Raw genomic sequence first — 25221 nt, 5'->3', positions numbered from 1 at the left:
ATAGTAGGAAGCAGGACACCATGCGCAAGCTCGTCTACTGGGTGCACCAGTCCGTCGACGGGTTCATCGAGGGGCCGAACGGCGAGTTCGACTGGCCGGCCATGGGGCCGGAGCTGTCCGCGTACTCCTTCGAACTGTGCGGCCGGGCCGATGCCTTCCTCTACGGCCGCAAGGTGTGGGGGTTGATGTCCTGGTACTGGCCTCGCGCGGAGCAGATCTCCCAGGACCCGCACGACCTGCGGTTCGCTCCGGTGTGGCGGCGTACCCCGAAGATCGTCATTTCGCGCACGCTGGAGAGCGCCGAGTACGGCGCCCGGGTGATCGGCCGCGACCTGGCCGCCGAGGTCGCCGAGCTGAAGGCGCAGCCCGGCAAGGACCTGCTGCTCACCGGGGGTTCAGGGGTCGCGGCGGCGCTCACCGACCTGGGCCTGATCGACGAGTATCAGGTGGTCGTGCACCCGGTGGTGCTTGGCGGCGGCACGCCCGTCTTTCCCGGCAAGGACCGCCTCGACCTGCGGCTCGTGGAGACCCGCGGCTTCGACGGCCGTTCGGTGCTGCTGCGCTACGAGCGGGGTCGCTGAGTTCCACGCCTCTCGTGAGAAGGGAACCCTTCTCTACCGGAGGCGTTAATAAGGGGCCCTTCCTTGCATCCGGCAGAATCGACCGGTGCCCGTCCACGAGATCACCGACCCAGCCGACGGCCGGATCGCCGACTACCGCGCGCTGACCGACGTCGAGCTGCGTACCCGCTGGGAGCCCCCGCACGGCCTGTTCATCGCCGAAGGTGAGCTGGTGCTGCGGCGGGCGCTGCGGGCCGGCTATCCGGCCCGGTCGTACCTGGTCGACGCGAAGCGGGTGGACCAGCTCGCCGACCTGGACACCGGGGACAGCCCGGTGTACGCGGCCACCCCGGAGGTGCTCCAGCGGGCCACCGGTTTCCACGTGCACCGGGGTGTGCTCGCCTCGTTCCACCGTAAGCCGCTGCCGAACGCCGCCGAGGTGTTGGCCGACGCCCGCCGGGTGGTGATCCTGGAGGACGTCAACAACCACACCAACCTCGGCGCGGTTTTCCGGGGGGCCGCCGCGCTCGGCATCGACGCGGTGCTGCTGTCGCCGTCCTGCGCCGACCCGCTCTACCGGCGCAGCGTGCGGGTCAGCATGGGGGAGGTCTTCGCGGTGCCGTACGCCAAGCTCGAACGCTGGCCTGCGGGTTTGGACCAGGTGCGGGAAGCGGGCTTCACCGTGCTTGCCATGACGCCGGCCCCGGACGCCGTACCGATCCAGCGGTTGACTCCGGCGCAGCGCGAGCGGGCGGCGCTGCTGCTGGGAGCCGAGGGCCCCGGCCTCACCGCGGCGGCCCAGTCCGCCAGCGACGTACGGGTGGTCATCCCGATGCGGCGCGGAGTGGACTCGTTGAACGTCGCCGCCGCCGCGGCGGTGGCGTTCTGGGAACTGGGTCGCGACGACCCACCGTTCGGCACCGGTAGCTGACGCCTGCATTCTGTTTGCATGATGATGCGGCCTGGTGCATAATCTTCCTCGTGTCCAAGGTTCTCACCTCCCTGCCCATCGGCGAACGTGTCGGCATCGCCTTTTCCGGCGGCCTCGACACCTCGGTCGCGGTCGCGTGGATGCGCGACAAGGGCGCCGTTCCCTGCGCCTACACCGCCGACATCGGCCAGTACGACGAGCCCGACATCGTCTCGGTGCCCGGGCGCGCGCTCAGCTACGGCGCCGAGGTCGCCCGCCTGGTCGACTGCCGCGCCGCCCTGGTCGAGGAGGGCCTGGCAGCGTTGACCTGCGGGGCCTTCCACATCCGCTCGGGCGGGCGGGCGTACTTCAACACCACCCCGCTGGGCCGGGCCGTGACCGGGACCCTGCTGGTGCGGGCGATGATCTCGGACGACGTTCAGATCTGGGGCGACGGCTCGACCTTCAAGGGCAACGACATCGAGCGGTTCTACCGGTACGGCCTGCTGGCCAACCCGCAGCTGCGCATCTACAAGCCGTGGCTCGACACCGACTTCGTCACCGAACTGGGCGGACGTAAGGAGATGTCGGAGTGGCTGCTCGAACGCGGCTTGCCGTACCGGGACAGCACCGAGAAGGCATACTCCACCGACGCCAACATCTGGGGCGCCACGCACGAGGCGAAGACCCTCGAGCACCTCGACACCGGCATCGAGACGGTCAACCCGATCATGGGAGTCCGGTTCTGGGACCTGTCGGTGGAGATCCCGACCGAGGATGTCACGATCGGCTTTGACCAGGGTCGTCCGGTGACGATCAACGGTAAGGAGTTCGGCAGCCCCGTCGATCTGGTGCTGGAGGCCAACGCCATCGGCGGCCGGCACGGCCTGGGCATGTCGGACCAGATCGAGAACCGGATCATCGAGGCCAAGAGCCGGGGCATCTACGAGGCGCCCGGCATGGCGCTGTTCCATGCCGCGTACGAACGGCTGGTCAACGCCATCCACAACGAGGACACCCTGGCGAACTACCACAACGAGGGCCGCCGCCTCGGTCGGCTGATGTACGAGGGGCGCTGGCTGGACCCGCAGGCGCTGATGCTGCGCGAGTCGTTGCAGCGCTGGGTCGGCACGGCGGTCACCGGCGAGGTGACATTGCGGCTGCGCCGGGGCGAGGACTACTCGATCCTGGACACTACCGGCCCGGCGTTCAGCTACCACCCGGACAAGCTGTCGATGGAGCGTACCGAGGACTCGGCGTTCGGCCCGTCGGACCGGATCGGCCAGCTCACCATGCGCAACCTGGACATCGCCGACTCGCGGGCGAAGCTGGAGCAGTACGCCACCCTTGGCATGGTCGGCGGCGCGGCCCCTCAGCGGATGGTCGGCGCCGCACAGGCCGCCTCGACCGGGCTGATCGGCGCGATGCCACAGGGCGGCGCGGAGGCCATCGCCTCCCGGGGCGTCTCCTCCGCCGACGACGAGGCACTCGACCGCGCCGCGATGGAGTTCGGCGTCGACTGAGCGACGCCTCGGGAGGGGATCGGTAAAGCCGTAGGGTTCGAACCCGCCGCCCCGGCGGCAGTGCCGCGACGACTCGCTCTGATCCCCGGCCCGCCGGTTCTTCTAGATCAGCGGTGACGCAGGGTAGCGTGACGCGCGTGTTCCCGACCGTGCGTGAGGTGCTCGCCCTGGTGCCGGTGCGCCACGGTGCGCCGCGCCTGGTGGCCGGCGACGCGGGCCTGGACCGGCTGGTCCGCTGGGTGCACGTCGCCGAGGTGCCGGACATCGCCACCCTGCTCGGCGGTGGTGAGCTCGTGCTCACCACCGGCATCGGGCTGCCGGCCGACGACGCGGGGCTGCGCGCGTTCATCGGTGAGCTGGCCGACGTCGGGGTTTCCGGGCTGGTGGTCGAGCTGGGTCGCCGCTACGTCAGTGGGGTGCCGCGGGTGATGGCAGCCGCCGCCGAGCGGCGCGGGCTGCCCCTGGTCGAGCTGCGCCGGGCCGTCCCGTTCGTGCGGATCACCGAGGCGGTGCACGCGCTGATCGTGGATGCCCAGCTCACCGAGCTGCGGGCCACCGAGGAGATCCACCAGCGGTTCACCGAGCTGTCCGTGGAGGGCGCCGGCGCGGCCGAGGTGGTGCGGCAGGCCGCCGAGCTGTCCGGGTGTCCGGTGGTGCTGGAGAACCTCTCCCGGCAGGTGCTCGCGTACGACCCGGCGGGGCAGAGCGCCGAGCTGCTGCTGGAGCGTTGGGAACAGCACTCCCGGCGGATCCGTCCCGGCGGGCGCACCGCGTACGACCCGGACAGCGGGTGGCTGGTGACCACCGTCGGCGCCCGTGGCGAGGACTGGGGGCGGCTGCTGCTGCGCTGGCCGGCGGGCGGCGAGCTGACCACCGGTGGCCCCGGCCGGCTGCTGACCGGCGAATCCGCGCCGGACGCGGTGGCGGCGAGCGGCCCACTCGACCTGGCCGAAGCCGGCGGGCCCGACGGCCCGGCAGTCGTGGACTCGACGTACCTCGCCAGGACCGGCGCGGGCCCCACGTCCGGCTCCGCGCCGCAGAGACGGTCCGCGGCGGACCGGGACGGGGGTCCGGCCGGTCCCACGGCCTGCCCGGGGAGCCCACCGACCCGGCTCACCATCCTCATCGAGCGGGCCGCCTCCGCGCTCGCCCTCGGCCGGTTGATCCGGCGCGACGCCGAGGGGCTGGAACGGCAGATCCACCGGACCCTGCTCACCGCCCTGATCGACCACTCCCGTCCGGTCGACGAGGTCGCGTTGCGGGCCAAAGCGCTCGGCGTGACGGTGGATCGCCGCCACCTGGTTGGCATCGTGGTGCGGTACCGGTGCGACGACGCGGCGGAGGCCGCGGAGCCGGGCCCGGAGGCCGGCCCGGCCCGGCTGCGTGACCTCGCCGAGGCGGTCGGACAGGCGCTCCGGGAGGCCAAGCTCGCCGCCCTGACCAGCGCCGTCGACGACCATGCGGTGGGCGCGCTGCTCGCCCTCGCCGACCCGGCCGCCGAGGAGAAGGCACTCGCCGCGTTCGCGGCGGCGTTGCGTCGGGTACGTCTCGACGCCGCTCCGGCCCGCCCGCCGGCACCCCGCTCCGCCCCGTCCGCCCGCCCGGCGGATGGGGCCACCCGTACCGCCATGGCCCAGGCATGGGCGGTCGACGGGGTGGCCCGGCCGGGCCAGGTCAACACCGGCGCGCCACGGGCGGCCGGCCCGGCGGCGGTGATCATTGCGGCCGGGTCCGGGGTGGGCAGCCTGCGGGAGGCGGGACGATCGCTGGTCGAGGCGCGGCAGATCGCCGAGGCGGCCCGGCGGGACCGGCGGGATCTGCCGATCTTCCGGCTGCCGCACGTCGGGCTCGCCGGCCTGCTGCACCTGCTGCGGGACGAGCCGCGCCTGCAGACCTTCGTCGAGCGGGAGCTCGGTGCGCTGCTGGCGTACGACGCCCAGCATCCGCGCGAGCACCTGCTCGGCACCCTGCGGGCGTACCTGGAGCAGGGCCGGAACAAGTCGGCGGCGGCCACCGCCGCGCACCTGTCCAGGCCGGCGTTCTACGAGCGGCTGGCCCGCATCGGCCGGATCCTCGACGCCGACCTCGACTCGGTCGAGGCCTGCCTCTCCCTCCACGTCGCCCTGCTGGCCCTGGACGCCGTCCGCACCCCCTGACCAGCCCACGCCACCGCGCCAGGTGCGGGGGAGGTGATCAGGTGAGGGCGGTGAGGGTTTTGGCGTAGGCCGCGGGCACGAAGTTCGGGCCGCCGGGGGTGAAGACGTCGGAGGTGGCCGCCGCCGTCCACGCGGTGCCCGGCAGCGCGTCCACCAGGGCGCGCACCACCGGTGCGTCGCGCCACTGCTCCTGCTGGGCGAGCAGGCTCAGCGCCACCACCGACTCCTCCACCTCGCCGACGCACTCGAACGGCTTGTGCCCGTCCACGCCGAGCAGCTCGCGGTAGCCGGGGATCTGGGTGGTGTCGGCGAGCAGGTCGCCGCCGAAGATGCGGGTGATCCGTTCCCGGGTCATGAACGGTGCCATGGCCAGGAAGACGAATCGGCACTTGGGGCAGTCCCGGCACCAGCGCTCGCTCGCGTCGCGCAGCTTGAACGCGGCGTTGCAGCTGGTCACCACCGCGTCGTACCGGTCGATCTCGGCGAAGAGCCGGGCGATGTGCAGCTCGGACAGCGACCGCAGCAGCGAGAAGTACGGCTCGGTGAGCCCGGCGTGCTCCGCCAGGGCCGCCCGCAGCAGCCCCTCCGCCTCGACGCCTTTGGACCACTGGTGGTTGATCTCGTGGCCGTTCCAGACCAGGTTCGGGTCGGACGCCGAGCGCTCGTTGGACATCACCACGGGGCCGAGCTCGTGCAGCACGGCGGTGGCGACCGCGATCAGCGAGTTGATCGCGGTGACCGGGATGTGGCCGTTGAGCGCGCCGGCGGCGTTGAGGTCGAACAGCACCGGGTCGATGCGTCGCCGGGCGGCGAGGGGCACCAGGTCGGAAGCCCGGTTGACCGAGTCGATGACATGGTTGGGGTTGACCGAGAAGGGCACCGGGTCGAAGCCGGCCCGGCGCAGCGCCTCCAGGCTGACGATGGAGTCCTTGCCCCCGCCGACGGCGGACAGCGGCCGGCGGTCCGAGTCGTCGTACACCCGGGGTGGGGCGACCTCGCCGGCCGGCACCTCCGGGCGCAGCTCCAGCACGTGCGGCAGCCGGTTGCGGTACGCGTACTCGGCGAGGCCCTTGGTGTAGACGGCGGTGACCAGCTCGACGGCGGCGGCGCCCAGCGGTGCCGGCAGCACCAGCCTGCGCGGTGCGGCGGTCTTGTAGTAGCTGACCCCGGCGACGACGTGCAGCAGTTCGAGGACCCGGGCGAGGGTGGCCGCCGTCTCGTCCGACACCGGCCCGGCCGGCAGGGGGAGGGTGATCGCCTCGGTGAACCGCTGGTCGCCGTCCGGGCCCGTCAGGGCGTAGTCGAACAACACCTCCCCGGTGGCGAAGTCGATCGAGTAGGACGGGAAGGTGAAGGCGTCCATCCGCCGGAGCTGCTCGTTAGGCACACGCCATACTAGGCCCTGGTTCGTCCGACCGTGCCCGGCTGCGTCGGACCGCGCCCGCCGACCGCCGATGCAACCCCTTGAGGAGTGCCTGTGCGCCTGTCTGATCTGCGCGGACGTCATGTCGCCGTCTGGGGAACCGGCCGGGAGGGTCGGGCCGCGGTGACCGCGATCGCCGCGCACGGCCCGGCCGGCCTGGTCGCCGTCGACGACAGCGCGAACTTCCTCAGCCTGCCCTGGGAGGGACCGGTCGCCGCGGCCGCGCCGCTGGTGACCGGGGAGGAGGGCTTCGCCCGGCTGGCCGCCGCCGACGTGGTGGTCCGGTCACCGGGTGTGCCGAGCACCCACCCGTGGATGGTCGAGCTGCGCCGGCGGGCGATCCCGGTCACCCAGGGCAGCGCGCTGTGGATGGCCGACCACGGGGACCGGACGGTGGGGGTCACCGGCAGCAAGGGCAAGAGCACCACGTCCAGCCTGATCAGCCACCTGCTCACCGCGATGGGCCGGCCGAACGTCTTCGGCGGCAACATCGGCGTACCGCTGCTCGACCTGCCCGAGGCCGAGCTGTACGTGCTGGAGCTGTCCAGCTACCAGTGCGCCGACCTGACCGACTCGCCCCGCGTCGCGGTGGTCACCGCGCTCTTCCCCGAGCACCTCGACGCGCACGGCGGCGAGCGGGAGTACTACCGGGACAAGCTGAACCTGCTCGCACACGGCCCGCACACGGTGGTGGTCAACGGCGCCGATCCGCGGCTCGAGCTGGAGTTGGGGGACCGGGCCGCGGTGCGGGCCGGCCTGCCCAGCGCCACCCACGTCGCCTCCGGCCCGGACGGCTCCCCCTGGTTCCACCTGCGGGACACCCCGCTCTTTCCGCGCGGCGTGCTGCCGCTGGTGGGCCGGCACAACGAGACCAACCTCTGCGCCGCCCTCGCCGTGCTGGACGCGCTCGGCGTCGACGTGGTGGACCGCAAGGACAGCCTCGCCGTCGCGGTCGCCGGGTTCCAGGGACTGGCCCACCGGCTCACCGAGATCCCCGACCCGTCCGGCCTCACCTTCGTCGATGACACCCTGGCCACCAGCCCGTACGCGGCCATGCACGCGATCGACGCGTACGAGGGACGGCCGCTGACCGTGATCGTCGGTGGCACCGACCGGGGCCTGGACTACACCCCGCTGCGCGACCACCTGGCCGAGCGGGAGATCACCGTGATCGGCATCCCGGACAGCGGCCCACGGATCGTCGAGGCGCTCGCCGGGCTGCCCGCGGTGCGGGCCGAGCTCGCCGAGGACCTGGTCGCCGCGGTGGGGCTGTCCCGCAAGCTCACCCCGGCCGGCGGGGTGGTGCTGCTCTCCCCGGCCGCGCCGAGCTACGGCCGGTTCCGCAACTTCGAGCACCGGTCGGAGGTGTTCGCGCAGGCGGTCGCCGACACGGCCCGCTGAGGCCGGTCGCGGTTCCGCTGGGTCAGCCCCGGGGTGCGAGGGCGGCGACCAGGTCGGCCGCGTCGAGCGGGTCGATCCGCCCGGCGTCCAGGTCGGCCCGGTGCAGCGCGTACGCCTGCGCCCCGGAGGGAAGCGGGACGTCACCCCGGACCAGCGCGGCGAAGCGCGGCTCGAGGTCGGCTGGCACCTCGTCGGCCGGCCCGAGCGCGGTCAGCCGCCCCACGAAGGCCGCCGCCGACTCGCCGGCCGTCCGGCGGTAGCCGGCGAGCGCGCCGTCGCGTCCCCGGACCAGCACGGTGTCGGCCCGCTCGGCCGCGTGCCAGCAGGCCAGCTCCCACAGGCTCACCCGCCGTCCGGCGGCGAAGTGCTCGTCGGCCGCCACGGTGAGCCGCGCGAGCGTACGCGAGTAGCGGGCCACCGAGTGCTCGCCGCCGGTGCCGGTCATGGTGGCGTCGATCCAGCGCAGCGTCCGGGAGCGCAGGTCCACCAGGAGCGGGGTGGCGATCTTGACCTGGCCGGTGAGGTCGAACCGCTGCTCGACCGCCTTCGGCTCGAACGGCGCCCCGTTCCCCGGGTCGCCCATGACCCCGGCGAAGGCGTCGGTCATCTCGTCGAACGGCACGTCGTTGTAGCTGAACACCACCATCGCCACGTACCGGATCCCGCACCGGGTCAGCGCGGGGACGTCGAGGTCGACGAACTCGCTCGCGCCCAGCGGGGCCGGCGCCGAGGTCAGGTCCCCCGAGTGGACCGCCGCCTGGTCGCCGAACCGCAGCCGGGTGTAGTCGCACCAGCCGACGAAACCGCCGTCGTCGGCGATCATCGCGACCGACAGGTCCAGGTCCACGCGGGTGCCGGTCGGCTCGGTCCAGTGCAGGAAGAGCCGGATCCGGCGATCGTCCGGCAGCGGCCGAGCGCTGCCGCGCGGCAGCCGGACCAGCGTGTCCGAGGCGGTCCGCTCGGCGAACGGCGCCATCAGGTCGGCCAGCGCCGCGTCCAGCAGCGCCACCTCCACCCGGGGCAGTCGGGCCGCCCGCGCACGCAGCTCGGTCACCAGCAGGTCATCCAGCGCACCGCCCAGCGTGGCGGGCAGCCGCGGCCTGCGGTCCGGCTCGGCCCACAGCCGGGCCCGCCCGCCGCGCGGGAAGAAGAGCCGGGTGCCGGCCGGCCAGGTCGCCGCGCGGACGGCGCCGAGGGCGGCGATCAGCACGCCGGGCGACACGGTACGGGCGGCCACCGCCACCGCCGCGCATAGCTGCTCGGCGTCCCCGCCGCGCGCGGCCAGCGCCACGGTCCGGCGCAGCAGCTCACCCGGCCGGCGAGCGAGCAGCTCGACGGCCGTGTCGAGGTCGCCGTCGGCCAGCGCGGTCGCGGTCCGGGCCCCCGGGGAAGCGGCGCGCAGCCGCCCCGCCGCCGGCCGGACCAGCGACGCGTACGCGGCCACCACCTTGGCGACCACCCGCCCGAGCCGGCTGTCCGGGGCCACCGTGGTGCGGCGTAGCACGGCGAAGGCGGTGGCCGCCTCCGGGTGCCGGGCCGGCTGCTCGAACGGGTGCAGGTTCTCGGCGGCGGCGAGCCAGCGGTTCCGGTGCCGGGGCAGGTCCGCCAGCAGGGCGGGCAGCCCCAGCGCGTCCAGCCGGGCCAGCAGTGCCCGGCGCACGGCGCGAGGCGGGGAGGTACGCCGCTTCGGCGGCTCCACCAGCCCCGAGTCGCCACCGTCGTGGACCGCGAGCAGCCGCAGCACATCGGTGGCGGTGGTGACGTACCGGTCCAGCAGGGCCGCCGCCCGGGCCGGGTCGACGGGCCCGGCGAGCAGCCGGTCCAGCAGCAGCGCTCGGGTCTCCCGGACCGGCACCTCGTCGGGCAGCCAGGTCGGTTCGGCCAGGCCGGCGTGGTCGACCAGGGCCAGCAGGTCGCGCCGGTCGGCGGGGGAGAGCGGGGTACGCCGGGCCAGCAGCGCGCCGAGCGCCCGGTGCACCGCGCCGTCGACGTCGTCGGCCAGTTCCAGCACCTCGGCGCGGCGGGGCAGGTCCTCCGTACGGCCGCCGGCTGGCGGGGCGACGACGGCCAGGAAGGGCCCGTGGGTGATCCGGCGGTGGCAGATCGGGCAGGCCGTGTAGCCCTCGTCCCAGCAGGCGACGCAGGTCAGGTGGGCGCAGGGCGACACCGGGTGCACCGTTCCGACCCGGCCGCACAGCACGCAGGGCTGCTCCGGGAGCTGGAGCAGCAGCGCGAACATGCGCCGGACGTACAGCTCCCCGGTGTCGGCCGGCACCCGGCGCGGGAAGTCCTTGAACAGCGGAACGTGCGGCGTGTGCGCCCCGACCGCGGCCGCCAGGGTGGCCAGCAGGCCGTGGCCCACGGCGGCGAGCCGCTCGGTGGGCAGCGCGGCCAGCGCTGCGTGCAGCCGGGGCCCGATCAGCCAGCCGAGCGCGAGGACGTCGGTCTCCAGCGCGGTCACTCCGGCCTCGGTCGTCACGTGGCGACCGGGGCGGCGGACCTTGCGCCCGCCGTGCAGCAGCCCGGTGGCGACCAGGCCGGTGCGGCGGATCAGCGCCACCGCGACCGGGTGCACGCCGGAGATCGTGGTCGGCACCGTCTGCTGCGTCATCGCCTTCACCCCCGAAGCGGACAAGCGGCGAGGACGGAGATCGGGCGTGCTAGGTCTCTGCAAAAGATTCGAGAAGGAAGCGCGCCCGGAGCCGTCCTCGCCGTGCCGGGAAGGCTACCGGGGCGGTCCGCCGAGTGCAGCCGGGTTTCCGGCGGCCGCCGGGCCAGCCGGCAGCGCGGTTGCGGGACATAGCGGTGTCGGGGTGGCTCGGACACCGCGACATGCCGCAAACGGAGTCGATCAAGCCAAAAGGCCACCCGAGGCCCAGCGCAAAGTCGGTTAACCTCTGCTCGCCCCTTCCCCCCCTGATTGGAGAGGCGATGCCCACCACTGCACGACGCCGTACTGTCCTCGCCGCCCTGGATGTTCGGCACCAACACCCGGGCCGATCGGAAGAACACCACGCTGCCGCTCTTCTGGGACTTCGTGGCGGCCACCCGGACGGCGATCGCCCGGCGCGTCGCCTGACCTGATCCGTCGGGCGACGGGCCGGGCGCTCAGGACGGTGCGAGCACAGCGTGCAGGTTTCGCATCGACCGGATCGCCGAGCGGATCTCCTGGAGGTAGCGGCCCGGGGTCAGCGTCGGCTCCGGCACTCCGGCCAGCGCGGTCAGCCCCGGGTCGACCCCGACCGTGTCGATCCCGCAGCCGTACGGCACGGCGAGGGTGCGCAACGCGTCGCAGTGCTGGAACGGCACGTAGATCTGCGCGGTCACCATCAGCACCGGGTCGCCGGCCCGCAGCCGGACGTGTTCGGCCCAGAACCGCTGGGTGTCGGCGGTGTGCGCCCGGCGCCGGTCCGGCTCGCTGGACGGGGCGGCGAGGACACGGACCGGGGGCAGGCCGGGCGGGCGGTAGGTGCGCGAGGACCAGGCCCGGTGCGGGTGGTCCGCCTCCTCGCCGGTCTCCTCGTCCGGTGCGTTCACCCCGAACGCGACGCGCACGCCCGCGTCGAGGGCGTCCACCTCGGTCGCGCAGTCCCGTATGCCGACGTCGGCGAGCCTCCGCGACTCGGCCGGGGAGAGCGTCCGGCAACTGCCCAGCACCGCCACCTCACCGTCGACCTCAGCAGCCGTACGCACCAGGTGCGCGGCGTACGCGGTGCGCCGCAGGCAGGCGTGCGCCAGCCCGCCGAGCACCAGCAGGTGGGCGTACCGGGGCAGGGCCGGCGGGGCGGCCCGGACCAGGCCCAGCGCGGCCGCCGCGTCGAGCACCAGCCGGACCGTGGCCGGGTCGAGGGCCGGCTCGCGTGCCTCGGGGCGTTCCCGCCCCTGCCGGAAGTCCCAGTGTTGGGCGGTGAAGTCGTCCAGCGTGGCCAGCATCGTCGACAGGTCGCCGGTCGGCCAGTCGCCGCCGAAGTGCCCGACCAGGCCGCGCAGCGGCGAGGCCTCCACCCAGGCCCGTATCCCCGCTGCGATCCGCCCGTCGGTCGTTCCCGCCGCGCCGGCCGGCAGCGCCACCTCCGTCGTCCGCACCCGGCGGATGCTACCGCCCGTCCGTACGAGGACACCGGCCGTTGCGGATCGCGGCTACCCGGTGATTCGACCGGATCGGGATTGCCGATGGTGGTTGACGTCGTGTCAGGCGAGGGCGGGCGCTGCGCTACACAGTGACAGTTGTTCCGGTCGTCCGCGCGGTGAGAGCGTGCGAGGATCAACCGCCGCTGAAGGGTGCGACGATGACCTCCGACGACCTGCTGGCCCGGCACCGGGCCGTGCTCCCGTCCTGGATGCCGCTCTACTACGCCGAACCGGTCGAGCTGGTCTCCGGCTCCGGCTGCCGGGTGACCGACGCGCAGGGCCGCAGCTACCTCGACTTCTTCGGTGGCGTGCTGACCAACATGATCGGTTACGACATCCCGGAGATCCGGGAGGCGGTCGAGCGGCAGCTGCGGACCGGGATCGTGCACAGCTCCACGCTCTATCTGATCCGGCAGCAGGTGGAACTGGCCGAGAAGATCGCCCGGATCTCCGGCATCCCCGACGCCCGGGTCTTCTTCACCAACTCCGGCACCGAGGCCAACGAGGCGGCGCTGCTGGTCGCCACCAACTACCGCCGTTCGCACCAGATCCTGGCGGTGCGCAACAGCTACCACGGCCGGTCGTACGCGGCGATGGGCGTCACCGGCAACCGGAGCTGGTCGGCCAGCGCGCTCAACCCGCTGCAGGTGGCCTGGCTGCACTCCGGTGAGCGGCTGCGCGGCCTGCTGGCCCGGCTCGACGAGGGCGACCGGATCGACGCCGCGGTGGAGGACCTGCGCGAGGTGCTCGCCACCCAGACCTCCGGCGACGTGGCCTGCCTGATCGCGGAGCCGATCCAGGGCGTCGGCGGGTTCGTGCACGGCCCGGACGGGCTCTTCGCGGCCTGGAAGAAGGTGCTCGACGAGCACGGCATCCTGCTGATCAGCGACGAGGTGCAGACCGGCTGGGGCCGCACCGGCGAGCACTTCTGGGGCTACCAGGCGCACGGCGTCACCCCGGACCTGCTCACCTTCGCCAAGGGCATCGGCAACGGTTTCGCCCTGGCCGGCGTCGTCGGCCGCGCCGAGGTGCTGGAGTCGGTGCCGGCGATCAGCTTCTCCACCTTCGGTGGCAACCCGATCTCCACCGCCGCCGGCAACGCGGTCCTGGACTACGTGCTCGAGCACGACCTGCAGGCCAACGCCGAGCGGGTCGGCGCGATCCTCGGCGACGGTCTGCGGGCCGCCGTGGCCGACCTCGACTGCGTCGCCGAGGTACGCGGCAAGGGCCTCATGCTCGGTGTCGAGTTCGTCCGACCGGGCAGCAGCGAGCCCGACTCGGCGCTCACCACCCGGATCTTCGAGGCATGCCGGGCCGGTGGCCTGCTGGTCGGCAAGGGCGGCCTCTACGGCAACGTGGTGCGGATGGGCCCGCCGCTGACGTTGACCGAGGACGAGGCCCGGGAGGGGCTCGCCATCCTGGTCGACGCGATCCGTTCCTGCGCGGCCGCGGAGGTGGCGGCGTGAGCACCGTGGACAGTGCGACGGTCATCGGCCACTTCATCGACGGCAAGCGGGTCGGCGGCGACTCCGAGCGGCGGGGAGACGTGTTCGATCCGGCCACCGGCCGGCGTACCGGGTTGGTCGAGCTGGCCTCGGCCGCGGACGTGGCGGGGGCGGTGGAGTCCGCCGAGCGGGCCGCGCGGGCCTGGCGGGACGTCTCGTTGTCCAAGCGGACCGCGGTGCTGTTCGCGTTCCGCGAGCTGGTCAACGCGCGGCGCGCCCGGCTCGCCGAGGTGATCACCGCCGAGCACGGCAAGGTGCTCGCGGACGCCGCCGGCGAGGTGCAGCGCGGCCTGGAGGTCATCGAGTACGCCTGCGGCATCCCGTCGGCGCTGCGCGGCGGCTTCAGCGAGAACGTCTCCACCGAGGTCGACTCGTACAGCCTGCGGCAGCCGCTCGGCGTGGTGGCGGTGATCTCGCCGTTCAACTTCCCGGTGATGGTGCCGCTCTGGTTCATCCCGGTGGCGATCGCCTGCGGCAACGCGGTGGTGCTCAAGCCCAGCGAGAAGGACCCGAGCGCGGCGCTGCTGCTGGCCGAGTGGTTCTCCGAGGCGGGCCTGCCGGACGGCGTGCTCAACGTGGTCAACGGCGACAAGGAGGCGGTCGACGCGTTGCTCGACCACCCCGGCGTGAAGGCGGTGTCGTTCGTCGGCTCCACCCCGGTCGCCCGGTACGTGCACCAGCGCGCCTCGATGGCCGCCAAGCGGGTGCAGGCGCTGGGTGGGGCGAAGAACCACATGGTGGTGCTCCCCGACGCCGACCTGGACCTGGCCGCCGACGCGGTGGTCAACGCCGGCTTCGGATCGGCGGGGGAGCGGTGCATGGCGATCTCCGCGTTGGTCGCGGTGGAGCCGGTCGCCGACGCGCTGGTCGCGAAGATCGCCGAGCGGATGGCCCGGCTGCGTACCGGCGACGGCCGGCGGGGCTGCGACATGGGCCCGCTGGTCACGGCCGCGCACGCCGAGCGGGTCCGCAGTTACGTGGAGTCCGGGATCGCGGCCGGCGCGATCCCGGTGGTGGACGGACGGCAGGTCACCCCGGACGGGGACGACGACGGCTTCTGGCTCGGCCCGACCCTCTTCGACCACGTCACCCCGGAGATGTCGATCTACACCGACGAGATCTTCGGCCCGGTGCTCAGCGTGCTGCGGGTCGGCTCTTACGACGAGGCGGTCGAGCTGGTCAACGCCAACCCGTACGGCAACGGCACGGCGATCTTCACCAACGACGGCGGGGCCGCCCGGCGGTACCAGCACGAGGTGGAGGTCGGCATGGTCGGCATCAACGTGCCGATCCCGGTGCCGATGGCCTACTACTCGTTCGGTGGTTGGAAGGCGTCGCTCTTCGGTGACCTGCACGCGCACGGCGCAGACGGGGTGGCCTTCTACACCCGGGGCAAGGTGGTCACCAGCCGCTGGCTCGACCCGCGGCACGGCGGGGTCAACCTCGGCTTCCCCACCCAGACCTGAGCAGTCGCAGCAGCCCCGCCCCGGCCAGGTACGCCACCAGCGCCGGGGCGGGCAGCCCCAGCGGCTCCGCCGCGATCTTCGGGGTCAGGCTGTTCCACAGCAGGCCGGCGACCGGACCCGCGTAGCCGAGCGCGACCAGTGCGGTCCGGACCGGACCACCGGCGCTCGTCCTACCGTGCCGGCGAGTGCGGGCCTCGATCGGGCCGAACACGGCGACCAGCGCGGCCAGGACGACGGCCAGGGCTAGTAGCCAGGGCACCCGCCAGGCCCACCAGGCCGCCGTGCCGACCTGCGGGGTGGGCAGCACGCCCAGGGTGTCCAGCAGGCCGACCAGCAGGACGGCGGCGGTCAGGTGCCAGAGGAAGACGGTCAGCACCACCGCGTTCACCGCGATCACCGCCTGCCAGGGGCCGCTGCCTCGCAGCCAGCGTCGCGCGGGATTCTGCAGCAAGAGGATCAGCCCGAGCTGCGCGGTGGCCGCCGCGAGCAGCGCCACGCTCGGCGGGGCGGTGTTGTCCAGACGCTCGCCCGGGACGTTCAGCATCGCCACCGGGTACGGCCCGACGCGCGTCAACAGCACCAGCGCTACCAGCCCCACGAGCAGCAGCACCGCCCCGGCACGCCGCGAGGTGGGCAGCCGTCGCCGGTGCAGCCCGGGACGGTCGGCGCCGCCCCGACGCGGTTCGGCGGGGCTCGGGCCTCGGGCGTCGTACCAGGCGAAACCGAGCTGGTGGACGGCCAGCCAGCCGAAGAGGTAGTTCCCGGTGGCCAGCCTGTCCGGGCCGAGGATCCGGCCCAGATCGCCGAGCGCGACCAGCCCGACCAGCACCAGCGGTACGACCAGCCCGACGCGGCGGTGCAGCGCGTACATGACGGGGGTCAGCGGGACCACTACCAGGTAGGCGACGAGGAACCAGAGCGGGATGGTGGCGAACCAGACCACCGTGCGGATCTGGCTGGGGTCGGCGCCGCGCAGCCAGGCGACTGCCCCGCCGATCGCAAGGATCACCAGCAGCGCGGTGGTCGGGCGGATCAGCCGGCTGCTGCGGTCGATCAGCCAGCCGGTGGCATTTCCGTTCCGGGACCGCCAGGCGGTCAGCGCGGCGGCATTGGCGTATCCACCGACGAGGAAGAAGACCGGCATCACCTGGAGCACCCAGGTCAGCGGCCAGGCCCAGGGGAGGTCGCCGAGCGCGGAGTGCCCGGTGGGCCGGCCGGCCTGGTCGCGCCCGATCACTGAGATGATCCAGTGGCCGAGGACGACCAGGACGATGGCGAGTGCCCGGAGCAGGTCGGCGTAGCGCTCCCGCCCGGCCGGCGTGCGCTCGGCGAGCTGCCGCAGGCGGCGCATGGACCCAGGTTATTCGAGAGGTTGACGACCGGTGGTGATAACGGTTCGGTTGTCAGGTCTTGTGGTCCGCGCCGCACTGCCGTAGAAATTCTTCAGCAAGATCTGCACAACTGAAGACAAGCAACACGTGACCCACCCGTGCCTCGATGCCGCGGCCGCCGTCCCCCACCCTCGGCGGGCCGCCCCGTACCCGAACCGAGGAGATGCGATGAACAGGCGTGAGATCCTCCGGCGCACCGCCGCCGCCGGTCTGCTGGCCACCCCCGCCGCCGGCCTGCTCGCCGGCTGCGCCACCTCCGGCGGTGGCGACGACAAGAAGGACGCCGGCTACAAGGGCACCAAGAGCGAGCAGAACCCGCTCGGCGTCAAGGAGGACGCCCCGCTCGATGTGGTGATCTTCAACGGCGGCTTCGGCGAGGAGTACGCCAAGTCCCACGAGGCCATGTACAAGGAGAAGTACCCGAAGGCGGAGATCAAGCACGCCGCCACCCAGGAGATCGGCAAGACCCTGCAGCCGCGCTTCGTGGACGGCAGCCCGCCGGACGTGGTGAACAACTCCGGCAAGGACCAGATCGACCCCAACGGCCTGGTCAGCCAGAACGCCCTCGCCGACCTGAATGAGCTGCTCGACGCCCCGAGCCTCGACATCCCCGGCAAGAAGGTGCGCGACACGCTGCTGCCCGGCACCGTCGAGGTCGGCTCGTACGACGGGAAGTTCCTCGTCCTCAACTACACCTACGCCGCGTACGGCATCTGGTACTCCACCAAGCTCTTCACCGACCGTGGTTGGCAGTACGGCAAGACCTGGGACGAGCACATCGCGCTCTGCAAGCAGATCAAGGCCGCCGGCATCGCCCCCTGGACCTACCCCGGCGCGCACCCCCGCTACATGAGCTGGCCGGTGATCTCCACCGCCATCAAGTTCGGCGGGCCGTCGGTGGCGCTGGCCATCGACAACCTCGAGCCGAACGCCTGGAAGTCCGACGCGATGAAGGCGGCCGCCGACGCGTGGCACCAGATCGTCAAGGACAAGTACATCCTGGCCGGCTCGGCGGGCCTGGACCACATCCAGTCGCAGACGGCCTGGAGCCAGGGCAAGGCCGCCTTCGTCTCCTGCGGCTCCTGGCTGGAGAACGAGCAGGCGAAGGTCACCCCGGCCGGCTTCAACATGACCGTCGTGCCCACGCCCAGCCTGGGCGCCGGCGACAAGCTGCCGTTCGAGGCGATCCGGGGCACCGCGGCCGAGCCGTTCATCGTCCCGGCCAAGGCCAAGAACGTCGCCGGCGGCCTGGAATACCTCCGGACCATGCTGTCCATGAAGGGCGCGCAGGACTTCACCAAGAAGGTCTCCAGCCTGACCGTGGTGGCCGGCTCGAGCCAGGGCGTCGAGCTGCCGTTCGGCCTGAGCAGCGTGGTCAAGGCGATGGAGGCGTCCGGCTCCAACGGCTTCAACTGGGTCTACAACAGCTACTACCGCAAGCTGGAGCGGGAGCTCGTGGACGCCGCGTGCGGCGAGTTCTTCGCGGGGCGGATCGGCCCGGACGAGTTCCTCGACCAGTGCCAGAAGGGCGCCGACTCGATCGCCCAGGACAGCTCCTTCAAGAAGTACAAGCGGGCCGCCTAGCCCTCTGGTGGGGGTGGGCCCCCGCCCACCCCCACTCCGGCCGGTTGGAGAAGGATTCCCGTCGTGCGACATGGCAAGTACCCGCTGATCATCGCGTTCCTGCTGCCGCCGCTGGCGCTCTACGTCCTGTTCGTGATCTCGCCGTACCTGCAGGCGTTCCAGATCTCGACGACGAGCTGGCTGGGCTACTCGGCCAAGGCCGACCCGGTCGGCCTGGCCAACTTCCGCACCATGCTGCACGACGACCGGGTGTGGAACGCGATCGGCAACAACGCCATCCTGCTCGCCGTGGTGCCGGTGCTGACCATCGCGCTCGGCCTGTTCTTCGCCACCATGCTCTCGATGGGCGGCCGTAGCGACCGGGCCGGGGTGTCCGGGGTCCGCGGCACCGCCGTCTACCGGCTGGTCTACTTCTTCCCACAGGTGCTCTCGGTGGTGATCATCGCGTTGCTCTGGCGGGAGATCTACCACCCGAACAACGGCCTGCTCAACGGCGCGCTGCGCGCCCTCGGCCTGCCCGCCCCGACCTGGCTCGGCGACCCGCGGACCGCCTTCTGGTGCGTGCTGGCGGTGATGGTGTGGAGCAACGTCGGCTTCTACGTGGTGCTCTTCGGTGCGGCGATGTCCGCCATCCCGCGCGACATCTACGAGGCGGTGCTGCTCGACGGCGCGTCCCGGTGGGTGACCCTGCGCCGGGTCACCGTGCCGCTGCTCTGGGACACCGTGCAGGTGGCCTGGATCTATCTGGCCATCGCCGCGCTGGACGGCTTCATCCTCGTCCAGCAGATGACCAACGGGGGCCCGAACTTCTCCTCCGACGTGATCGGGCTGCGGATGTACAACACCGCCTTCAGTGAGAACAAGTTCGGGTACGCCTCGGCGATCGGCGTGGTGATGTTCTTCCTGACCCTCACGGTGGCGGTGCTGGCGCTGCGGGCCGCCCGACGCGAGAGGATCGAGCACTCTTGACCGTCCTGGACAAGCCCGCCGCCACCGGCGCCGAGCCGGGCCCGAGCCGCGACCCCAGGCCGCCCCGCCGCGAGCTGGGCGTGGTGAACGTGGCGTCACACGCCTTCCTGCTGCTCTGGGGCGCGCTCACCGTGTTGCCCCTGCTGTGGATGTTCCTCAGCTCGTTCAAGAGCGACGGCGAGATTCTCTCCGACCCGTGGGGGCTGCCCGGCGCGCTGCGCCTGGAGAACTGGGTCCGGGCCTGGACCGAGGCGCACATCGGCCGATACTTCCTCAACAGCGCCATCGTGGTGGCCGGCTCGCTCACGCTGACGATGCTGCTCGGCGCGACCGCGGCGTACGTCTTCGCGCGCTACGAGTTCCGCGGCCGGCAGATCGTCTACTACCTGTTCGTCGGCGGCATGATGTTCCCGGTCTTCCTCGCCCTCGTGCCGCTCTTCTTTGTCGTCCGCAGCGCCGGCCTGCTCGGCACCTGGCCCGGCCTCATCCTGGTGTACACAGCGTACTCGTTGCCGTTCACCGTGTTCTTCCTGACCGCGTTCTTCCGCACCCTGCCGACGGCGGTCGCCGAGGCGGCATTGATCGACGGGTGCGGCCACTTCCGGCTGTTCTTCCGGGTGATGCTGCCGATGGCGCGTCCAGGACTGATCAGTGTGGCGATCTTCAACTTCCTGAGCCACTGGAACCAGTTCATCCTGCCGGCGGTGCTCCTAGAGGGCGACAGCTCGAAGTACGTGCTGGCCCAGGGATTGTCCGCGCTCGCGGTCAGCCAGGGCTACCAGGGGGATTTCAGCGGTCTCTTCGCCGGCCTGACCATCGCCACGCTGCCGGTGCTGGTGGTCTACGCGGTGTTCCAGCGGCAGGTCCAGGGCGGTCTCACCGCCGGCCAGCTCAAGTGAGGTGGCGGTTGCCACGGGCAACGGGGCGGCGCGGCCGGTGGATGTTGCCGCAGCGCGGTTCCGGGGTCGCGCCGGGGGTGCCCGGCGTGCCAGGATAGGCCGCCGTTCGCTGCTCGACGGGGGATGCTTTGCGCCAGTCAGTCACGACGCCGGGCGCCTTGCCGTTGCGACCGATGACCATCGGAGAGCTGCTCGACGCCGCCACCACGCTGCTGCGTACCCGAGCCCGGTTGCTGCTCGGCGTGGGTTTGGTGGTCGCCCTGGTCGAACAGGCCGTTCTGTTCCCGCTCCGCCAGGCCGCCGACGTGACATACCTGGTCTTTCCCCATGAGGAGCGGTGGGGCTGGTACCTGCTGCTGCTGCTGGTCGGCTTCGGCACCGAGATGGCCGGCATCGCCGTACTCGGTGCGGTGACCTCCTCCGCCGGACCTCGGGCGCTGCTCGGCGCCTCCGCTCCGCCCCGCCCGGTGCCGGTCGGCCGGGCCGCCCTGCTCGCGCCGGCCATTGGCCTGCTGGCGATCGTGGCCGGCGCCACGGTGCTCGCCGGACCGGTGGTCTTCCTGCTGGTCGGCCTGGCCATGCCGGCGCTGGTCATCGATCGGCTAGGAGCCGGCCGGGCGCTGCTGCGGTCGGTGTCGCTGTCCAGCCGGCGAGCGTTGCGGGCCGGTTGGATCCGGCTGCTCGGTTACCTGTCCTGGCTGTTCATCCGGCTGGCCACCGGTGTGGCCGGGTGGGCTGCCCTCGGCCTGTTCCTGGACACCGGCACCGCCGAGCGGGACCATCTCGCCACCGGGGTCGCCTGGCTGATGGTCAACACCCTCGCGTACCCGACGCTGGCCTGCCTGGACACCGTGCTCCACCTGGACCTGCGGATGCGTACCGAGGGGCTGGATCTCAGTCTGCGGCGGGCGCTGAGCCGCCGGGTCTCCTGCGACACGGCGCTGGCGGTGCCGCGGTGACCCGGCGGGTGAACGAGTTCGTCGCCCGCCTGGCCGATTTCGTGCCCGGCGGCGTACCGACGCTGGTGATCCTGTCGTTCCTGGCCACCCTGCTGGTCGCCGCGCTGTGGTACTGGTGGCCGGCCTGGCTGCCCACCGGGCGCTCCGGTTCGCGCCGGCGCGGCCGCAACCGCGACCGGAAGCGGTCCGGCCGGCGGTCGGGCCGGTTCCGGTTGGGCCGGCTGCGGTTCCGCTGGCGGTGGCCGTGGCGCCGGCGGCGGAACGCGCCCACCGACGCGGCGGACCTGGCCGAGGACCGGCTGCCGGACGTGCCGGCGGCCGTGCTGGAGCTCAACGCCGACCAGTTGGCCGCCGCGGGGCGCTTCAAGGAGGCGGTCCGCGAACGGCTACGCGCCATGGTGCGGTCCCTGATCGAGCGCCAGGTGATCGCCGCCGTTCCCGGTTGGACGGTCACCGAGTTGGCGTCGGCGGCCGGCCGGGCCCACCCACCGGTCGCCGCGCCGCTGCACGCCGCGTCGGGCCTGTTCTCCGAGATCTGGTACGGCTTCCGCCCGGCCACCGTCGAGGACGACGGCGCGATGCGCGGCTGGGCGGAGCAGGTCAACACCGTGCTCGACGCCGATCCGGCCGCCGGACGGCCCGGCGGTGTGGGCTCGTATCCCGCGGAGGTCAACCGGTGACCACCCCCGCCCCGGCGCCCGCGGCTACGCCGCCCGTCGCCCACCCGGCCAGCCCGCGACGGCCGCGCCGCTGGCACCGGCTGGCCATCCCGTTCGGCCTGCTGGTGCTGCTCTACCTGGTGGCCGGCGTCCCCCACGCGATGGAGGAACCCGATCTCGGCGATCCCGGCACTCTCTCCCCTGCCGGCATCGGCCGGGACGGGTCCAGCCGGCTTGCCGGGTTACTGGCCGAGCGCGGCGTCACGGTGCGCCGGGCGGCCAGTTCGGCGCAGGCCCGGGAAATGCTGGTCGGCGGCCAACCGGCCACCGTGTTCGTGCCGGCGCCGGACCTGGTCGACCCGCGGTTCCTGGCCGATCTGACCGAGGACCGGCACCGGGTGGTGCTTGTCCGGCCCGGGTTTCGGGCCGCGAGGATCACCGGGTTTCTGTCCGGCTATCCCCGGTGGGCGACCGATGTCGTCGACCCGGACTGCTCCGCGAAGGTCGCCGTGACGGCCGGCGCGGCAGCGGTGTTCCGGTCCTACTACGAGGGGGCCGAGGACGAGACCTACAGCTGCTACCAGGGCGGTCTGGTCGCGATGCCCACCGCCACGCGCGGCGGGGAACTGATCGCGGCCGGCTCGACGGATCCGTTCCGCAACGGCCGGATCGACGAGGTGGGCAACGCTGCCCTCGCCACCGGCTTGCTGTCCGAAACCCGCCAGGTGGTCTGGGTGGACGTGCACGTCCGGGAACCGATCCCGCTCAACGCGCCGCCGCTGCCCCGTTACCGGCAGCCGCACCGGTCCAGCGGCGAGGACGATGGCCTGTGGTCGGCGTTCCCGCCGGCGCTGTGGGCCGGGCTGCTGCTGTTGTTCGCCCTCGGAGTGCTGATCGCGCTGGTCCGCGCCCGCCGACTCGGGCCGCCGGTCGCCGAGCCGTTGCCGGTGCTGGTACCGGTCACCGAGATCGTCACCGGCCGAGGCCGGCTCTACCAGCGCGTGTCCGCCCGTACCGCCGCGTTGGAGGCGGTCCGAACGGCCGCGCTGCGCCGGCTCGCCCCGGTGGTCGGTCCGGTGCCACCGGGTGCCGACGCCGCCGCGTTCGCCGGGCGCGACGCGGCCAGCTTCATCGGCCGGTTGGCCGAGCGGTCCGGCCTGCCGCCCGCCGAGGTCCACGCCATCCTGCACCCCGCCGCACCGGTCACGGACGACGATCTCACCGTCGCGGTGGCCCGGTTGGACGCCCTGGTCGACATCGTCGCGCGGACCGCCCCCCGGTCCGATCGTTTCCCTGGAGGACTGCCGTGACAGAAACCACGATGCCCGGTGCCGCCGCCCCACCCGTCGGTGACCAGGCCGGCGCCCACCAGGCCCTCAGCCGGCTGCGCGCCGAGGTCGGCAAGGCCGTGGTGGGCCAGGACGCTACGGTCACCGGGCTGCTCATCGCCCTGCTCTGCCAGGGTCACGTGCTCCTCGAAGGCGTCCCCGGGGTGGCCAAGACACTGCTGGTGCGGACCCTCGCGGCGGCGTTGTCGCTGGAGTCGAAGCGCCTCCAGTTCACTCCCGACCTGATGCCGGGCGATGTGACCGGGTCGCTGGTGTTCAACGCCCAGACCACCGGATTCGAGTTCCGCGAGGGGCCGATCTTCACCAACCTGCTGCTCGCCGACGAGATCAACCGTACGCCGCCGAAGACGCAGGCAGCGCTGCTGGAGGCGATGGAGGAGCGGCAGGTCTCCGTCGAGGGCGTACCCCGCCCGCTGCCCGAGCCGTTCCTGGTGGCGGCCACCCAGAACCCGGTCGAGTACGAGGGGACCTATCCGCTGCCCGAGGCGCAACTCGACCGGTTCCTGTTCAAGCTCACCGTGCCGCTGCCGTCCCGCGACGAGGAGTTCGGGATGCTGCGCGCACACCACCACGGCTTCGACCCACGCGACCTGGTCGCCGCCGGGGTGCGACCGGTGGCCACCCCATACGATCTCGCCGCCGCCCGGCAGGCCGTACGCCGGGTGCAGGTGGCCGACGTGGTGCTCGCGTACATGGTGGACCTGTGCCGGGCCACCCGGTCGGCGCCCTCGCTTGAGTTGGGTGCCTCGCCACGGGGCGCGACCGCGCTGCTCAACGCGGCGAAGGCGGCCGCCTGGCTGGGTGGACGGAACTACGTCACCCCGGACGACGTCAAGGGGGTGGCCCGACCCGCGCTGCGGCACCGGATCCGGGTACGCCACGACGCGCAGCTTGAGGGCGCGACCGCGGACGTCATCCTGGAAGGTCTGCTGCATACCGTTCCGGCACCGCGATGACGGGTGACCCATGCTGACCTGGCGGGTACCGGCGCTGCTCGGGCTGCTCGGCGGGGGCGTGCTGGCGGCCGGTGCGATACTGCTCGACCCGGCCGGAATGTGGCTGGGGCTGGCCGGCACGGCCGGAGTGGTGCTGCTGGCCACCGGGCTGGATTGGCTGATCGCGGCACCACCCGGCGACGTGCGGCTGGTCCGCGCCGGCAACCGGCAGGTACGCCTCGGCGAGACGGCCGAGGTGGCACTGACCATCACCAACACGTCCCTGCGTACCCTGCGCGGGCTGGTGCGGGATGCCTGGGTGCCCTCGGCCGGCGCGCACGAGCCGTACGCCCACGTGGTGGAGCTGGATCCCGGCGAGTCTGCGGAGGTGATCACCCGGCTGACCCCGACCCGACGGGGCGACCGGCCCGCGGCCCGGGTCACCGTACGCTCGTACGGGCCGTTCGGGCTCGCCTTCCGGCAGGTCTCGCAGCGGCGTGCGGCCCGGCTCACGCCACCGTGGACGCTGACCGCGCTGCCACCATTCACCGCGCGGAAGTTCCTGCCGGAGAAGCTGTCCCGGCTGCGGGTCATCGACGGCCAGGTGGTGATCCGGGGACGCGGCCAGGGCACCGAATTCGACTCGCTGCGCGAGTACGTGGTCGGCGACGACGTGCGCTCCATCGACTGGCGCGGCACCGCGCGCAGCGGACACGCCGTGGTACGGACCTGGCGCCCGGAGCGTGACCGGCGGATTCTCTGTGTGGTCGACACCGGGCGGACCAGCGCCGGGCGGGTCGCCACCGCCCCGACCGAGCAGGTGCCGAACCCGCCCGGCGAACCGCGCCTGGACGCGGCGATCGACGCGGCGTTGCTGCTCGCCGTGCTCGCCTCGCACGCCGACGACCGGGTCGACCTGCTCGCCGTGGACAGCCATGTACGCGTCACGGTTGCCGGCACGCACAAACGGACCTCCCTGGAACGGCTGACCCGGGCCATGGCGGCGCTGCAGCCGTCGCTGGTGGAGACCGACTTCGGCCGGGTCGCCGCCGAGGTGTTGCGGACCGAACGCAAACGGGCGCTGGTCGTCATCCTCACCACCCTCGACCCCGGGGCGCTCGGCGAGGGCCTGCTGCCGGTGCTCGGGCAACTCATCGCGAAACACACCGTGCTGGTGGCGGCGGTTAGCGACCCCTCCGTGCCGACCCTCGCCGCCGGCCGGGACGGTGTGGCCCAGCTCTACACGGCGGCGGCCGCGGAGCGGACCCTGGAGGAGGTCGACCGGGTACGGCGGACGCTGGCCCGGCACGGCGTGCACGTGGTGGAGGCGCCGGTGGAGACGTTCGCCTCGGCGGTGGCCGACCGGTACCTCGACCTCAAGGCGGCCGGCCGCCTGTAGCC

General features: G+C 72.8%; 18 protein-coding genes and 2 pseudogenes. 16 read left to right on the top strand and 4 right to left on the bottom strand.

From position 1 onward, the window contains the following. The 5 genes and pseudogenes from ACNAW0_RS20150 to ACNAW0_RS20130 all read left to right on the top strand — a co-directional run. Nucleotides 1–581, top strand: a 581-nt coding sequence (locus tag ACNAW0_RS20150) for a dihydrofolate reductase family protein (protein WP_416289477.1), incomplete at its 5' end; no start/stop codon positions are given. A 67-nt stretch (nt 582–648) separates the two neighbouring features. Then, nucleotides 649–1491, top strand: a complete 843-nt coding sequence (locus ACNAW0_RS20145; RefSeq protein WP_416289481.1) for a TrmH family RNA methyltransferase — start codon at nt 649–651, stop codon at nt 1489–1491. Between the two features lie 50 nt (nt 1492–1541). Continuing rightward, a complete protein-coding gene (argG, locus tag ACNAW0_RS20140; protein ID WP_416289476.1) occupies nt 1542–2993 on the top strand; it encodes an argininosuccinate synthase in 1452 nt (483 codons plus the stop codon). Between the two features lie 137 nt (nt 2994–3130). Then, nucleotides 3131–3871, top strand: a pseudogene (locus tag ACNAW0_RS20135) (PucR family transcriptional regulator ligand-binding domain-containing protein); the annotation flags it as partial. A 186-nt stretch (nt 3872–4057) separates the two neighbouring features. Continuing rightward, nucleotides 4058–5149 (top strand): annotated as a pseudogene (locus tag ACNAW0_RS20130) (PucR family transcriptional regulator); the annotation flags it as partial. Nucleotides 5150–5186: 37 nt separating this feature from the next. Here the strand turns inward: ACNAW0_RS20130 and ACNAW0_RS20125 are convergent. Then, nucleotides 5187–6536, bottom strand: coding sequence for a hypothetical protein (locus ACNAW0_RS20125; RefSeq protein WP_416289475.1), 1350 nt, complete (start codon nt 6534–6536; stop codon nt 5187–5189). Between the two features lie 90 nt (nt 6537–6626). On the opposite strand from ACNAW0_RS20125, the gene murD reads away from it, so the two are divergent. Beyond that, nucleotides 6627–7973, top strand: coding sequence for a UDP-N-acetylmuramoyl-L-alanine--D-glutamate ligase (gene murD / locus ACNAW0_RS20120; RefSeq protein WP_416289474.1), 1347 nt, complete (start codon nt 6627–6629; stop codon nt 7971–7973). Nucleotides 7974–7995: 22 nt separating this feature from the next. Here the strand turns inward: murD and ACNAW0_RS20115 are convergent, their stop codons facing one another. After that, nucleotides 7996–10584 carry an MXAN_6230/SCO0854 family RING domain-containing protein gene (locus tag ACNAW0_RS20115; protein WP_416289473.1) on the bottom strand — a complete coding sequence of 863 codons (2589 nt, stop codon included), beginning with the start codon at nt 10582–10584 and terminating at the stop codon, nt 7996–7998. 497 nt (nt 10585–11081) lie between these two features. Continuing rightward, nucleotides 11082–12059: a hypothetical protein gene (locus ACNAW0_RS20110; RefSeq protein WP_416289472.1), complete on the bottom strand. Its 978-nt coding sequence runs from the start codon at nt 12057–12059 to the stop codon at nt 11082–11084. A gap of 203 nt (nt 12060–12262) precedes the next feature. Here ACNAW0_RS20110 and ACNAW0_RS20105 point away from each other — a divergent pair, with 203 nt between their 5' ends. Continuing rightward, nucleotides 12263–13570, top strand: a complete 1308-nt coding sequence (locus ACNAW0_RS20105) for an aspartate aminotransferase family protein (protein ID WP_416289471.1) — start codon at nt 12263–12265, stop codon at nt 13568–13570. Between the two features lie 5 nt (nt 13571–13575). After that, nucleotides 13576–15075 carry a CoA-acylating methylmalonate-semialdehyde dehydrogenase gene (locus ACNAW0_RS20100; protein WP_416289480.1) on the top strand — a complete coding sequence of 500 codons (1500 nt, stop codon included), beginning with the start codon at nt 13576–13578 and terminating at the stop codon, nt 15073–15075. On the opposite strand, the gene ACNAW0_RS20095 is transcribed toward ACNAW0_RS20100, so the two are convergent. Beyond that, nucleotides 15047–16426, bottom strand: a complete 1380-nt coding sequence (locus tag ACNAW0_RS20095) for an acyltransferase family protein (protein ID WP_416289470.1) — start codon at nt 16424–16426, stop codon at nt 15047–15049. The genes ACNAW0_RS20100 and ACNAW0_RS20095 overlap by 29 nt on opposite strands. A gap of 208 nt (nt 16427–16634) precedes the next feature. On the opposite strand from ACNAW0_RS20095, the gene ngcE reads away from it, so the two are divergent. The 8 genes from ngcE (at nt 16635) to ACNAW0_RS20055 (ending at nt 25219) form a co-directional block, all read left to right on the top strand. Beyond that, a complete protein-coding gene (gene ngcE, locus ACNAW0_RS20090) occupies nt 16635–18050 on the top strand; it encodes an N-acetylglucosamine/diacetylchitobiose ABC transporter substrate-binding protein (protein ID WP_416289469.1) in 1416 nt (471 codons plus the stop codon). Nucleotides 18051–18113: 63 nt separating this feature from the next. Further along, nucleotides 18114–19019 carry a carbohydrate ABC transporter permease gene (locus ACNAW0_RS20085; RefSeq protein ID WP_416289468.1) on the top strand — a complete coding sequence of 302 codons (906 nt, stop codon included), beginning with the start codon at nt 18114–18116 and terminating at the stop codon, nt 19017–19019. Next, on the top strand, nt 19016–19918 hold the full coding sequence (locus ACNAW0_RS20080; RefSeq protein ID WP_416289466.1) for a carbohydrate ABC transporter permease: 903 nt from the start codon (nt 19016–19018) through the stop codon (nt 19916–19918). The genes ACNAW0_RS20085 and ACNAW0_RS20080 overlap by 4 nt, the downstream gene beginning before the upstream one ends. 173 nt (nt 19919–20091) lie before the next feature. Beyond that, the gene (locus ACNAW0_RS20075) at nt 20092–20877 is read left to right on the top strand and encodes a hypothetical protein (protein WP_416289465.1); all 786 of its coding nucleotides are present in this window, start codon (nt 20092–20094) and stop codon (nt 20875–20877) included. Continuing rightward, on the top strand, nt 20874–21557 hold the full coding sequence (locus ACNAW0_RS20070) for a DUF4129 domain-containing protein (protein WP_416289464.1): 684 nt from the start codon (nt 20874–20876) through the stop codon (nt 21555–21557). The genes ACNAW0_RS20075 and ACNAW0_RS20070 overlap by 4 nt, the downstream gene beginning before the upstream one ends. Next, on the top strand, nt 21554–22846 hold the full coding sequence (locus ACNAW0_RS20065; RefSeq protein ID WP_416289463.1) for a DUF4350 domain-containing protein: 1293 nt from the start codon (nt 21554–21556) through the stop codon (nt 22844–22846). Before ACNAW0_RS20070 ends, ACNAW0_RS20065 begins: the two co-directional genes overlap by 4 nt. Before the next feature lie 11 nt (nt 22847–22857). Next, nucleotides 22858–23841, top strand: coding sequence for an AAA family ATPase (locus tag ACNAW0_RS20060; protein WP_416289479.1), 984 nt, complete (start codon nt 22858–22860; stop codon nt 23839–23841). 10 nt (nt 23842–23851) lie between these two features. Next, entirely contained in the window at nt 23852–25219 is a 1368-nt protein-coding gene (locus ACNAW0_RS20055) for a DUF58 domain-containing protein (protein WP_416289462.1), read from the top strand. Nucleotides 25220–25221: the final 2 nt, after the last annotated feature.

It is taken from the genome of Micromonospora sp. SL1-18 (assembly GCF_047921505.1).
Lineage (GTDB): Bacteria > Actinomycetota > Actinomycetes > Mycobacteriales > Micromonosporaceae > Micromonospora.
Note: the sequence above shows the minus strand (reverse complement) of the source record. Positions and strands in the feature narration are given on the sequence as shown.

What these genes read in the sequence shown, in the direction of transcription:
- ACNAW0_RS20115 (WP_416289473.1), bottom strand. Translation starts at nt 10,584, where the DNA reads ATGACGCAGCAGACGGTGCCGACCACGATCTCCGGCGTGCACCCGGTC.
- ACNAW0_RS20105 (WP_416289471.1), top strand. Translation starts at nt 12,263, where the DNA reads ATGACCTCCGACGACCTGCTGGCCCGGCACCGGGCCGTGCTCCCGTCC.
- ACNAW0_RS20095 (WP_416289470.1), bottom strand. Translation starts at nt 16,426, where the DNA reads ATGCGCCGCCTGCGGCAGCTCGCCGAGCGCACGCCGGCCGGGCGGGAG.
- ngcE (WP_416289469.1), top strand. Translation starts at nt 16,635, where the DNA reads ATGAACAGGCGTGAGATCCTCCGGCGCACCGCCGCCGCCGGTCTGCTG.
- ACNAW0_RS20075 (WP_416289465.1), top strand. Translation starts at nt 20,092, where the DNA reads ATGACCATCGGAGAGCTGCTCGACGCCGCCACCACGCTGCTGCGTACC.
- ACNAW0_RS20060 (WP_416289479.1), top strand. Translation starts at nt 22,858, where the DNA reads ATGCCCGGTGCCGCCGCCCCACCCGTCGGTGACCAGGCCGGCGCCCAC.
- ACNAW0_RS20055 (WP_416289462.1), top strand. Translation starts at nt 23,852, where the DNA reads ATGCTGACCTGGCGGGTACCGGCGCTGCTCGGGCTGCTCGGCGGGGGC.